The sequence below is a fragment of the Micromonospora sp. NPDC052213 genome, assembly GCF_040679695.1.
In the GTDB taxonomy this organism is placed as follows: domain Bacteria; phylum Actinomycetota; class Actinomycetes; order Mycobacteriales; family Micromonosporaceae; genus Micromonospora.
Map to the genome: position 1 here is coordinate 36,863 of NZ_JBFAVI010000019.1, position 12,155 is coordinate 49,017.

The window sequence follows — 12,155 nt, forward strand, 5'->3', positions numbered from 1 at the left end:
TCCTCGTCGGCGCGATGTGCCCGCGGCCCAGGGGGCCCACCCGGGGGGGCCGCGGGGGGGACCTCCGCCCCCCCCCGCCGCGCGTCACCGCCCGGCCGCCCCCGTCGCCGTGGTGCCGGCCGCCGGGGCCGGCCGGTCCGGCTGCCGTGCCGGCTCGGCCCCGCTCGCCCGGCCGCCGCCCGACCCGGCCGGCCGGTCAGCTTTCGGGCAGCTGGGCGACCTTGGTGAGCACCTTGTCGATGAGGCCGTACTCGCGGGCCTGCTCGGCGGTGAACCACCGGTCCCGGTCCCAGTCCTGCTGGATCTCGTCGAGGGTGCGCCCGCTGTGCCGGGCGATCAGCTCCTGCATGGTCCGCTTCACGTGCAGCATGTTCTCGGCCTGGATGGTGATGTCCGCGGCCGTGCCGCCCATCCCGCCGGACGGCTGGTGCATCATGATCCGCGAGTGGGGCAGCGCGTAACGCTTCCCGGCCGCCCCGGCGCAGAGCAGGAACTGCCCCATCGAGCCGGCCAGGCCGAGCGCCAGGGTGGCCACGTCGTTCTTGACGTAGCGCATGGTGTCGTAGACGGCCATCCCCGCGCTCACCGAGCCGCCCGGCGAGTTGATGTAGAGGAAGATGTCCCGGTCCGCGTCCTCGGCGGCGAGCAGCAGGATCTGGGCGCAGATCCGGTTCGCCGACTCGTCGGTCACCTCGGTGCCGAGGAAGATGATCCGCTCCTTCAACAGCCGGTTGAACACCTGGTCGTCGAAGGACGGATGCCCACCGTCCAACATGCGTACGCCCGTAGCGATCATCGCGCGCCCTCCCACAGTGCCGGCGGGCGACCGGAGGCGCCCGGGGGACCGGCCCCTTCAGACTGCCCGTCGGACGGCGCGTCGCCGTAACAATTCTGCCGGCGGCAGATCCGCTGAGGGCGGAAGCGGCCGGGCCTAGACGACCGCCGGCCGCCGTCGGCCCGACCGGCACCGTCCGCAGCCGAGCACCGCACGGGTACGCGGCCCGGGGTGACCGCCGCGCGCGGAGGCGGAGTGTCCGGCCCGGACGGTCGGCCCGCCGGCCCGGGGAGCCAGGTGCAGCAGCGGCCCGCCGGTGCGGAGACCGACCCGGGCGACCGGCGTGGCGTCGGGGGCGTCCGCCCGCTCCGGCCCGACCGGGTCGGTGCCGGCCGGAGCGGCCGTGGCGGAGGCCAGTTCCGCCCGGGGCGCCGCCGGGATGCGCGGCTCGACGCGGCGCAGGTCGTCGCGCGCCTCCTCCAGCAGGTCCGACAGGTGGATGCCGAGCGCCCGGCAGATCGCCGCGAGCACCTCCGAAGAAGCTTCCTTCCGACCGCGTTCGACCTCGGACAGGTAGGGCACCGACACCCCGGCGGCCTCGGCCACCTCGCGCAGCGTGCGGCCCTGCCGCAGGCGGAGCCGGCGCAGCACCCCGCCGATCACTCGTCGCAGCAACGACATGCGGGCCTCACTCTCGTGGTCGCCGTCGGGGACACCCCCATCATGCCCTGTCCCGGCCCTGCGGACCGGCCCGTCGGCGTGCCGCCCGTACGGGAGCCGCCGCGCGGACCAGCGCGTCCAGGTTGCCCGCCCGCGGCCACCGCGGCATCCGGGTCCGGGCGCCCGACCGGTTGCCCCGTCGGCGACCCCGCCGTACGGATTCCCGTCGGGCCGCTATGTTGTGGGCGTGCAGGCGACGACGGAGTCGGGGCAGGTCATCAGGTGATCCACTTTCCCGCGCAGCGACGGGGCCCGCTGAGCGCGCTGAGCCTCCGCCTTGCCGCCGCCATCGGCCTGGTCTTCGCCACCGTCGCCGTGGTCTACCTCGACCGGGACGGCTATCGCGACGTCAACGAGGACGGCATGACCCTCCTCGACTGCTTCTACTACACGGTGGTCACCCTTTCGACCACCGGCTACGGCGACGTCACCCCGGTCAGCCAGACGGCCCGGCTGGTCAACGTCGTCTACATCACGCCGGCCCGGGTGATCTTCCTGATCATCCTGGTCGGCACCACCCTCGAAGTGCTGACCGAGCAGTACCGCACCGGGCGCCGCCTGTCGCGGTGGAGGAGAGCCGTGAAGGACCACGTCATCATCTGCGGCTACGGCACGAAGGGCCGCAGCGCGGTCTCCGCCCTGCTGGAGAACGGGCTGGACAAGTCCCGGATCGTGGTGGTGGAACGCAGCGGCCCGGCCCTGCGACAGGCCACCTCGGCCGGCCTGGTGGCGATCGAGGGATCCGCGACCCGCTCGTCCGTGCTGAACGAGGCGCACGTCCGCAACGCCAAAGCGGTGATCATCGCGACCGACAGCGACGACGCCTCGGTCCTGGTGGCGCTGACCGTACGGCAGCTCACCGCCGGCCAGGTGCGGATCATCGCCGCCGCCCGCGAGGCGGAGAACGCCCCGCTGCTCAAGCAGAGCGGCGCGCACCACGTGATCGTCTCCTCGGCCACCGCCGGCCGGCTGCTGGGCCTGTCCACCTCGGCCCCGCCGCTGATCGACGTGGTGGAGGACCTGCTCACCCCCGGCCAGGGCATGGCGCTGGCGATGCGCTCCGCCGAGCGGGCCGAGGTGGGCCGCTCCCCCCGAGAGCTGGACTCGCTGGTCATCGCCCTGGTCCGGCGCGGCAAGGTGGTGACGCTGGCCGACAAGGCCGGCGCGGTCATCGAGACGGGCGACATGCTCGTCCACGTCCGCGACGACCGCCCTCAGGCGACCACCGCGCCCTGACCGGCCCCGCGCCATCCGACGCCGGGCGGGCTGTGCCGGCCTCGCCGGGCGGTCGTCCCTGGACGGCCGCCCCGGTCCGAGCCTTTGGGCTGACCGAGAATCGTCTTCGCGGATCTTTTTCCGCGCCGGCTCGTTTGCTACCGTTTGGCGGCTTGGAATCGCCGGTGAGCGTTATCGATCGCAGCCGACGCGCCGTCAACGGCACAGGCACGACGGGGGCTTCATCTTTCGCACGTGGGCTGACGCCCCGCGCGTCGATCGTCGTCTTCCCGTCCGGTCGGGAACATCTCCGCTGAGCCGTTCCGAGCACCTCGTTAATCGAACGACGGGAAATCAATCAGTGGCTGAAGTGGCAACATCCGCAGGAGCCAGGCGGCGTTGGTCGGCCGGCGTCGTCGGCCTCGCCCTCGCCGGCGCGGCGTTCGTCGCGCCCGCTACCGTCGCTCAGGCCGCCCCCGCCGGGGACGGCGTGTACGACGCGGCCAGCGAGTCCGGGACCAGGAACCTGGACAGGCTGCCGAACCTGCACAAGGGCAAGCTGGAGCTGCCCTCGCCGGGCGCCAAGGGACCGCGGTTCCAGACCGGCACGGGTCCGTCGCCGCGCATCGTGAAGGGGGAGTTCGCCAGCGCGTCGGAGTTCCCCTACATCGTCGGCATCGTGACCAGCTTCAAGTACGCCGGAGAGTTCTACTGGTACTGGTGCACCGGCACGATCATCGCCCCCAACAAGGTGCTGACGGCCGCGCACTGCACCGCCGACGGCCCGGGCACCACCCGTGTCATCGCCGGTAACGACCAACTGGTCGACAGCAACGGCAACATCGTCGGCGGCAGCGGGTACGTCGCCGAGGTCGGTTCCACCTGGACCCACCAGAGCTGGAACATCAGCGCGGTCTACGACGACCAGACGATCCCGATCAAGCACGACGTCTCGGTGCTGACGCTCAAGCAGAACCTGCCCGGTGAGTACACGCCGGTGACGCTGGGCACGCAGGGCGACGCGACGCCGTACCAGGAGGGCACGAGCGCGGTCATCGCCGGCTACGGCGTGACCGACTCGTACGAGGAGAACCCGGACAGCCGCCTGCGCAAGGGGACCGTTCCCATGCGGTCCGACTCGGTCTGCAGCACCTACGGGTACGACCCGAACGCGATGACCTGCGCCGGGGCGGGCACGCCCAGCGTGCCGAGCACCGACACGTGCGGCGGCGACTCCGGCGGTCCGCTGATGGTCGGCGGCAAGCAGGTCGGCATCACCAGCTGGGGCTTCATGCCGTGCGGCGAGAGCCCGGGCTACTACGTCCGGCTGAACAACTACGTAAACACGGTCAAGGCGGACCTGACCCGTCCGCCGCTGATCAACGCCGACTGGGGCGGCGACGGTCACACCGACCTCATCGCCCGGGACAGCGCCGGCAACCTCAAGCTCTTCGAGGGCGCCGGGTTCGCCAACAACGGGTTCGGCGGCTTCTACTACGCGCCGAAGCAGCTCAACGCGGGCTGGGGCAACGCCAAGCGGGTCTTCCGCGTCTACAACTGGAACGGCGACAAGCGGCCGTCCATCATGTCGCTGAGGACCACCGGCGAGCTGTACATCTACAACACCGACGGCCGCGGCAACTTCGTCGGTGGCGGCAAGCTGATCGGCACCGGCTGGGCGAACTTCACCGCGCTCATGGTGACGAACAACTGGATGGGCAACAACCGCCCGAGCCTGCTGGTCCGCAAGTCCAACGGTGACCTCATCCGCTACACCAGCAACGGTGCGGGCGGCTGGGAGAACCCGGCGGGCACCCGGATCGGCACCGGCTGGAACGGGTTCAACCTGTTCCTCACGCCGGGCGCCTGGAAGGGCGACGGGCTTGAGGTGATCATCGGTCGCACCTCGACCGGTTACCTCAAGATGTACCAGTCCGACGGCAAGGGTGGCTGGACCAACCCGGCCGGCACCCAGATCGGCAGCGGCTGGGGTGGCTTCAAGCACATCATGACGCCGGGCGACTGGAACGGCGACAACATGATGGACATGCTGGGCGTCAACAGCAACAACCAGATGCGGCTCTACACGACCAACGGCAAGGGCCAGTGGATCGACGCGAGCGGCAAGGTGATCTCCAGCGGCTGGGGCAGCTACAACCTGATCTTCTGACCAGGGGAGCCACTCCCGCGCAGTAACGAAGGGGCCCGCAACCGACCGGTTGCGGGCCCCTTCTTCGTCCTGGCGTTGCGGCGGCCGGTCACTCCCCACGCGGGGCGGCGACCGGCCGCGCCGGTCAGAGGATGGTCCAGGTGTCCCCGCTGGCGAGGAGACCGGCGAGCTGCTGCTCCGGGGTCTCGGTCACCGTCGCCCTCGCCGCGGCGAGCTGCCCCTGCACCACGCTGTCGTAGGACGGGCGGTCGACCGAGCGGAACACCCCGATCGGGGTGTTCCGCAGGTCGAGGCCGGGCAGCCGGGACAGCGCGAAGGCGTACGCCGGGTCGGTGACCGTCGCGTCGTGCACGACGATCTCCCCGGGGCTGACCGAGGCGGTCTCCCGGACCTCCAGGCCGAACCCGCCGGGCGGGTGCACGACGCAGAACTGCCCGTCCTTGCCGAACGTGATGGGCTGCCCGTGCTCCAGCCGGATCAGGTAGTCGTCCCGGGTGGCCGGCTCCTTGAGCTGGTCGAACGCGCCGTCGTTGAAGATGTTGCAGTTCTGGTAGATCTCCACGAACGCCGAGCCCTGGTGCTCCGCCGCGGCCCGCAGCACGGACTGGAGGTGCTTGCGGTCGGAGTCGATGGTGCGGCCCACGAAGGTGGCCTCGGCGCCGAGGGCGAGCGAGAGCGGGTTGAACGGGGCGTCGGCCGAGCCGGCCGGCGTCGACTTGGTGATCTTGCCGACCTCGGAGGTCGGCGAGTACTGCCCCTTGGTCAGGCCGTAGATCCGGTTGTTGAACAGCAGGATCTTCAGGTTGACGTTGCGGCGCAGCGCGTGGATCAGGTGGTTGCCGCCGATGGAGAGGGCGTCACCGTCGCCGGTGACCACCCAGACCGACAGGTCAGGGCGGCTGGCCGACAGGCCGGTGGCGATCGCCGGGGCACGGCCGTGGATCGAGTGCATCCCGTAGGTGTTCATGTAGTACGGGAAGCGGGACGAGCAGCCGATGCCGGAGACGAAGACGATCCGCTCGCGCGGGATGTTCAGCTCCGGCATGAACTGCTGGATCGCGGCGAGGATCGCGTAGTCGCCGCAGCCGGGGCACCAGCGCACCTCCTGGTCGGACTTGAAGTCCTTGGCGGTGAGCTTGAGGGCGACGGGCTCAGACATTCTTCAGGACCTCTTCCAGCATCGTCTCCAGCTCGTTGGCCGTGAACGGCAGGCCGCGGACCTGGTTGTAGCCGATCGCGTCGACCAGGTACTTGGCCCGGATCACGTGGGCGAGCTGGCCGAGGTTCATCTCGGGGATGACCACGCGGTCGTAGGAGCTCAGCACCGTGCCGAGGTTGGCCGGCATCGGGGCGAGGTGCCGCAGGTGCGCCTGGGCGATGGAGTGGCCGCGCTGGCGCAGGCCCCGGCAGGCCGCGCCGATCGGCCCGTACGTCGAGCCCCAGCCGAGCACCAGCACCCGGGCGTCGCCGTTCGGGTCCTCGACCTCGACGTCCGGCACCGGGATCGTCTCGATCCGGGCCGCCCGGGTGCGCACCATGAAGTCGTGGTTCGCCGGGTCGTACGAGATGTCGCCGGTCTTGTCGGCCTTCTCCAGGCCGCCGATGCGGTGCTCGAGCCCGGCGGTGCCCGGGACGGCCCACGGCCGGGCCAGGGTCTCCGGGTCGCGCAGGTACGGCAGGAAGGTGGTGCCGTCCTCGCCGTTGGGCTTCGTGGCGAACTCGACCCGCAGGTCGGGCAGCGACTCGACGTCGGGCAGCAGCCACGGCTCGGACCCGTTGGCGACGTAGTTGTCGGACAGCAGGATGACCGGGGTGCGGTAGGTCAGCGCGATCCGGGCCGCCTCGATGGCCGCGTGGAAGCAGTCCGCCGGGGACCGCGGCGCGATGACCGCCACCGGGGCCTCGCCGTGGCGGCCGTAGAGCGCCATGTTGAGGTCGGCCTGCTCGGTCTTCGTGGGCATGCCCGTGGAGGGGCCGGCCCGCTGCACGTCGACGATGACCAGCGGCAGCTCCAGCGCCACGGCGAGGGAGATCGTCTCGCTCTTGAGCGCCACGCCCGGGCCGCTGGTGGTGGTGACGCCGAGCGAGCCGCCGTAGGACGCGCCCAGCGCCGCGCCGACCGCGGCGATCTCGTCCTCGGCCTGCATGGTGAGCACGCCGAAGCGCTTGTGCTTGCTCAGCTCGTGCAGGATGTCCGAGGCCGGGGTGATCGGGTAGGCGCCCAGGAAGACCGGCAGCCCGGAGCGCACGCCGGCGGCCACCAGCCCGAGCGACAGGGCGGCGTTGCCGGTGATGTTGCGGTAGGTGCCCGGCTGCATCTTCGCCGGCTTGACCTCGTAGCGGACCGCGAAGTCCTCGGTCGTCTCGCCGAAGTTCCAGCCGGCGCGGAACGCCGCGACGTTCGCCGCGACCAGCTCCGGGCGGGCGGCGAACTTGCGCTCCAGGAAGCGCAGCGTCGACTCGTAGGGCCGGTTGTACATCCAGGAGAGCAGGCCGAGGGCGAACATGTTCTTGGCCCGCTCGGCGTCCTTCTTGGACACGTCGTGCTCGGCGAGCGCGCCGACCGTCATCGACGTCAGCGCCACCGGGTGCACCACGTAGCCGGCGAGCGTGTCGTCGTCGAGCGGGTTCGCCTGGTAACCGACCTTGGCCAGGTTGCGCTTGGTGAACTCGTCGGTGTTGACGATGATGTCCGCCCCGCGCGGCAGGTCGACGAGGTTGGCCTTGAGCGCCGCCGGGTTCATCGCCACCAGCACGTTCGGCGCGTCGCCGGGGGTCAGGATGTCGTAGTCGGCGAAGTGCACCTGGAAGCTCGACACGCCCGGCAGGGTGCCGGCGGGGGCCCGGATCTCCGCCGGGAAGTTCGGCAACGTGGAGATGTCGTTGCCCAGCTGCGCGGTCTCCGAGGTGAACCGGTCGCCGGTGAGCTGCATGCCGTCGCCGGAGTCGCCGGCGAACCGGATCACCACCCGGTCCAGTTGACGGATCTGCTTGGTCACGCCTGCACCTCGCTTCGCTGTGCGCGGTCGCGCGGGCGGCTGAACATGATGGTGACCTCGCCTAGCCCGGCCACGTGACCTCCTTGACGCACCGCTGCACCGGACCCGCGTGGGGCAGGCCCGGTCCGCCGTAGTTCCTCACCTGAGAGCCTACGTCGGATCGTCCTTCCAACTTTCTTGTAGGCCGCCTTGTGGGAGCCGATCGTGCGGGGTTCCACCCCGGTTTGCGGTGTTTCCGCCCGCCCGCCGTAATCCAGATCACCGGGGTGCCCGCGATCCGGGTCGGGTGACCGGCTGCCCGGGTCAGTCCGTCGGCGCGGGTGCCGTCGTCGGCTCCGGCACCGGGGCGCCCAGCCGCCGCCGCAGGGAGGTGGTCGCCAGCGTGAGGGCCAGCACCACCAGCAGGGTGGAGACGGCGATCAGGATGATCGCGGTCTGCCGCACCGAGCCGCCCCCGCCGGCGCGCAGGGTGGGGGAATCGGCGGCCAGCACGCCCTGCGACCCGGTCGGGGCGGGCGGCGAGATCACCGGGGTGGTCAGGGCCGCGGCAGCGGTGATCCGGAAGCTCATCTGCACCTGCCGGGCCCGGCCGCTGCGCGGGTCGAGCTTGCCGAGCACCGCGCCGGCCAGCGGGGCCGTCCGCTGGGCCTCGGGCGTCGCGGACACCGGCAGCCGCAGGTGGGCGGCGCGGCCGGCGGGGACCGTGCCCAGGTCGCAGCGGGTCCGCGTCGGGCCGGCGGCGGTGCAGCCCGGCGGAGGCGCCGGCACGGTCACCCCGGCCGGCAGGACCACCTCGACCCGGCCGTCGGCGTCGACCCGGCCGGTGTTGCCGAGGCGTACGTCGAGCCCGCTCGCCCCGCCGCTGATGTCGAAGGCGACCTCGCCGGCCTCCAGCCTGATCCCGGGCACCGGCGGGCCGGGCGGGAAGAGCACGGCGAAACCCTCGTCGTCGCGCGTCGGCTCCGCGCCGGGGGCGGTCGCGGTGACCCGGACGGAGCCGCTGAGGGGCATCTGCCGCCAGGCGTCGCCGGCCACGCGTACGCGGAGCAGGGTGCTGAACCGGGCGCCCGGCGCGCTCGTCCACTCGCCGCAGCGGTGTGCCCCGCCGCCGACGTGGGCGCAGCCCCGGGTGCCGGCGTCGGTCAGCCCGGCCGGGAGCGTGTAGGCGAGCCGGATCCGGGCGGGCGCCGCCCCGGTGTTGGTGACGGTCACCCGCAGCGCGGTCACGGTGCTCGGCGCGTTCCAGTAGGAGGCGGTCAGGGTGATGTCGTCGGTGGTGACGTGGATGCCGGCCGGGGAGGCCGCCGGGCTGCCCGGTGCGGGCGCGCTCGGGCGCGCCGGCGGAACCGACGGCGCCGTCGGCGGCGCGCTGAGGGTCGGTGCGGCGGTGGTCGGCGCCGGCTCCTCCGGGGCCGTGGTCGTCGGGGTCGGCTCGGTCGTCCCGGCCGGCGGCGTGGACTCCGGCGGCGGAGAGGTGGTCGACGGCGCCTCGCTGGGCACCGGCCCGGTGTCCGTCGGGTCCGCCGTCGACGGCTCCGTGCCGGGCTCGCCGGCCGGGTCCGTGGTGGCGGCGGCGACCCGGGCGGCGGTGGGGGCCGCAGCCGCCCAGCCCGGCACCGCGGCGACCGTGAGCCCGACCGCGAGGGAGATCGCCAGCAGGGGAACGGTACGCCGGTCACACGCCCGTCGGCCGGGCCGTACGTCCACGCGGGCCATCTGTCCTCCGTGACGATGAGTGAGGGTTCCAATATTCGGCAACTGTTGTCCACTGGCACTAGTCCCGCCCGGAAACAAGTCCGTAACGCTCGGCCGGCCGCGCGGGGCGGTAGGCTGATCGACCGTGACCGGTTACCTGGGCTCGTACGCGACGCTCGGGCTCCTGCTGCTCGCCAGCGTCCTCTTCTTCGTTACGGCGTTCTCGGCCAATCGGGTGTTACGTCCTGCCCGTCCGGCCGATCCCCACGGCAAGCGGGCCAGCTACGAGTGCGGCCTCGACCCCGTTGGCGCCGACTGGGCCCAGATGCAGATCCGTTACTACGTGTACGCGTATCTCTACGTGTTGTTCGCCGTGGAGTCCGTGTTCCTCTTCCCCTGGGCGGTGGTCTTCGACCGGCCGGGGTTCGGGATGGTGACGGTCGTGGAGATGGCGGTCTTCGTCGCGGTGCTGGCGCTCGGCATCCTCTACGCCTGGCGGAAGAACATCCTGCGCTGGACCTGACCTGACCCGAGCCCGACCGGCCCGGGCGCTGGTGATCGTCCGGCTCCCACCGCCCGTGTCGGCCGTGGTCAGGTCGGGCCGGGCGAGGTCGTCGTGGTCAGGCCAGGCCGCGCCGGGTCGCCGCGGGCGGGCGGTCACCGCGGATCGACGCGACCATGTCGAGCACCCGGCGGGTGGGGCGTACCTGGTGCGCCCGGAACACCCGGGCGCCCAGCCAGGCGGAGACGGCGGTGGCCGCCAGCGTCCCCTCCAGCCGCTCGGCCACCGGCAGGTCCAGCGTCTCGCCGACGAAGTCCTTGTTCGACAGGGCGACCAGCAGCGGCCAGCCGGTGTCGGTGAGCTCGTCGAGCCGGCGGGTGATCTCCAGCGAGTGACGGGTGTTCTTGCCGAAGTCGTGCGCCGGGTCGATCAGGATCCCGTCGGCCCGTACGCCCAGCCCGACCGCGCGCTCGGCGAGCCCGGTCACCGTCGTGACCACGTCGGCCACCACGTCGGGGAAGGCCGCCCGGTGCGGCCGGGTCCGGGGCGCCAGACCACCGGCGTGCGAGCAGACCAGCCCGGCGCCGGTCTCCGCCGCCACCCGGGCCAGTGCCGGGTCGGCGCCGGACCAGGTGTCGTTGAGCAGGTCGGCGCCCGCGGCCACCGCCTCCACCGCGACCTCGGCCCGCCAGGTGTCGATCGAGATCACCACGTCGGGGAAGGCGGCCCGGACGGCGGCGATGGTCGCCACCGTGCGTCGGATCTCCTCGGCGACGTCGACCTCGGCGCCCGGGCCGGCCTTGACCCCGCCGATGTCGATGATCTCGGCGCCCTCCTCGACCGCCCGCTCCACGGCGCGCAGCGCGCTGTCCTGGGCGAAGGTCGCGCCCCGGTCGAAGAACGAGTCCGGCGTCCGGTTGACGATCGCCATCACCACCAGCTCGCCCGGGCCGAACGTCCGCCCACCGAGCCGAAGCGCCCCGGCCATACCGCCTCCTGAAGGTCCGCGCCGTCGTCCCGTCCCCGTCGCCGGCCGATCACGACGCTATCCGGTCCGACGTCGCCGGGCCCGGCCGGCCGGCCGTCGCCGCGTCGTCAGCGTCAATGGCGCGGTCACCGACCGGGTGGGGCTCCGCCCGCCGTCGCGCCCCACGTGTCGTCGGCGTGTCGTCACGCCCTGTCGAGCGGCGGCCCGCGCCCCCGGTGGTCCCGGCGGGCGTCGACCTCACCCTCGGCCCAGGTCCCGCCGCCCGCTCCGGTGCGGCGGTGGGGGTGGTGGGGTCGCTCCGGCCCCTTCGACATGCCACGATCTGTGCATGGATCAGGTTCTGCTCCTGCTTGTCGTCGCGCTGACCGTCGGGGCCGTGGTGTTCGGTGTGACCGTGCTGGTCACCGGCCGGGATCCCGGCCTGACGCCGGCCGAGCCGGACGGGCGCGCCGTGCCGCTGCCGGCCACCCGCCCGCTCCGCGAGGCCGACGTGGGTGAGGTCCGGTTCGACACGGCGCTGCGCGGCTACCGGATGGACCAGGTCGACCAGGCGATGCGCCGGGCGGCCTACGACATCGGCTACAAGTCCGAGCTCGTCGGCGTGCTGGAGGCGGAGGTCGCCGCACTGCGCGAGGGGCGGGCCGCGGACGCCGACGCCCTGCGCCGCGCCCGGGAGCAGGCGGCCGGGACGACCGCCAGCGAGGCGTCGCCGCAGGCCCGGGGAACGGTGCCGGTCGGGGCCGACCGGCCGGACGCCGCCGGGGAACGGCACCTGGTCGTCGAGCCGATCCCGGCGTTCGCGGACCCGGGCACCGGACCGGCGACGGGTGACGCGACGCCGGCCGGGTCGACCGGGCGGGCGGCGTCGGTTCCGGGCGCCGACGCCACCGGGCGCCCCGACGACGCGCCCGCCGCCCCGGCGGGCGGCGACGGCACCGGGGACCGGACCGGCCGCGTCGCCGCCGGGGGAGAACCACGTGAGCCCCGGCGCGAGGACCTGACCGGCGACGACCGGGCGATGTCACCGTCGGGCGACGACCGGGTGACGGCACCTTCGGGCGACGACGACACGACGGCGCCGGCGGGCGACG

At 72.9% G+C, this 12,155-nt stretch carries 9 protein-coding genes and 1 pseudogene; 4 read left to right on the plus strand and 6 right to left on the minus strand.

Annotated elements, in window-relative coordinates; all coding sequences use genetic code 11:
* Positions 1-196: 196 nt before the first annotated feature.
* Together AB0L34_RS07740 and AB0L34_RS07745 are read right to left on the minus strand one after the other, a co-directional pair.
* Positions 197-796, minus strand: a complete 600-nt coding sequence (locus tag AB0L34_RS07740) for an ATP-dependent Clp protease proteolytic subunit (RefSeq protein ID WP_350701539.1) — start codon at positions 794-796, stop codon at positions 197-199.
* Positions 797-931: 135 nt separating this feature from the next.
* Positions 932-1,456, minus strand: a complete 525-nt coding sequence (locus AB0L34_RS07745) for a helix-turn-helix domain-containing protein (RefSeq protein WP_363702837.1) — start codon at positions 1,454-1,456, stop codon at positions 932-934.
* A 261-nt stretch (positions 1,457-1,717) separates the two neighbouring features.
* Between AB0L34_RS07745 and AB0L34_RS07750 the strand changes: the two genes are divergently transcribed.
* Positions 1,718-2,731: an NAD-binding protein gene (locus AB0L34_RS07750; protein ID WP_357693958.1), complete on the plus strand. Its 1,014-nt coding sequence runs from the start codon at positions 1,718-1,720 to the stop codon at positions 2,729-2,731.
* A 349-nt stretch (positions 2,732-3,080) separates the two neighbouring features.
* The gene (locus AB0L34_RS07755; RefSeq protein WP_363702839.1) at positions 3,081-4,880 is read left to right on the plus strand and encodes a trypsin-like serine protease; all 1,800 of its coding nucleotides are present in this window, start codon (positions 3,081-3,083) and stop codon (positions 4,878-4,880) included.
* A gap of 124 nt (positions 4,881-5,004) precedes the next feature.
* On the opposite strand, the gene AB0L34_RS07760 is transcribed toward AB0L34_RS07755, so the two are convergent.
* From AB0L34_RS07760 to AB0L34_RS07770, 3 genes are all read right to left on the minus strand, one after another.
* Positions 5,005-6,039 carry a 2-oxoacid:ferredoxin oxidoreductase subunit beta gene (locus AB0L34_RS07760; protein WP_350701533.1) on the minus strand — a complete coding sequence of 345 codons (1,035 nt, stop codon included), beginning with the start codon at positions 6,037-6,039 and terminating at the stop codon, positions 5,005-5,007.
* Positions 6,032-7,879, minus strand: a complete 1,848-nt coding sequence (locus tag AB0L34_RS07765) for a 2-oxoacid:acceptor oxidoreductase subunit alpha (protein WP_363702841.1) — start codon at positions 7,877-7,879, stop codon at positions 6,032-6,034. Before AB0L34_RS07765 ends, AB0L34_RS07760 begins: the two co-directional genes overlap by 8 nt.
* 303 nt (positions 7,880-8,182) lie before the next feature.
* Positions 8,183-9,595 carry a hypothetical protein gene (locus tag AB0L34_RS07770; protein ID WP_363702843.1) on the minus strand — a complete coding sequence of 471 codons (1,413 nt, stop codon included), beginning with the start codon at positions 9,593-9,595 and terminating at the stop codon, positions 8,183-8,185.
* A 124-nt stretch (positions 9,596-9,719) separates the two neighbouring features.
* On the opposite strand from AB0L34_RS07770, the gene ndhC reads away from it, so the two are divergent.
* Positions 9,720-10,097 (plus strand): NADH-quinone oxidoreductase subunit A, encoded by a 378-nt coding sequence (gene ndhC, locus AB0L34_RS07775; RefSeq protein WP_357457109.1) that lies wholly within the window; start codon positions 9,720-9,722, stop codon positions 10,095-10,097.
* Positions 10,098-10,194: 97 nt separating this feature from the next.
* Here ndhC and folP read toward each other — a convergent pair whose 3' ends face one another.
* A complete protein-coding gene (folP, locus tag AB0L34_RS07780; protein WP_363702845.1) occupies positions 10,195-11,064 on the minus strand; it encodes a dihydropteroate synthase in 870 nt (289 codons plus the stop codon).
* A 328-nt stretch (positions 11,065-11,392) separates the two neighbouring features.
* Here folP and AB0L34_RS07785 point away from each other — a divergent pair.
* A pseudogene (locus AB0L34_RS07785) lies at positions 11,393-11,752 on the plus strand (DivIVA domain-containing protein); the annotation flags it as partial.
* Positions 11,753-12,155: the final 403 nt, after the last annotated feature.

Bases quoted from the DNA above. Each gene is read 5' to 3' on its own strand.
- folP (WP_363702845.1), bottom strand. From the start codon at position 11,064: ATGGCCGGGGCGCTTCGGCTCGGTGGGCGGACGTTCGGCCCGGGCGAG.
- AB0L34_RS07760 (WP_350701533.1), bottom strand. From the start codon at position 6,039: ATGTCTGAGCCCGTCGCCCTCAAGCTCACCGCCAAGGACTTCAAGTCC.
- AB0L34_RS07770 (WP_363702843.1), bottom strand. From the start codon at position 9,595: ATGGCCCGCGTGGACGTACGGCCCGGCCGACGGGCGTGTGACCGGCGT.
- AB0L34_RS07740 (WP_350701539.1), bottom strand. From the start codon at position 796: ATGATCGCTACGGGCGTACGCATGTTGGACGGTGGGCATCCGTCCTTC.
- AB0L34_RS07745 (WP_363702837.1), bottom strand. From the start codon at position 1,456: ATGTCGTTGCTGCGACGAGTGATCGGCGGGGTGCTGCGCCGGCTCCGC.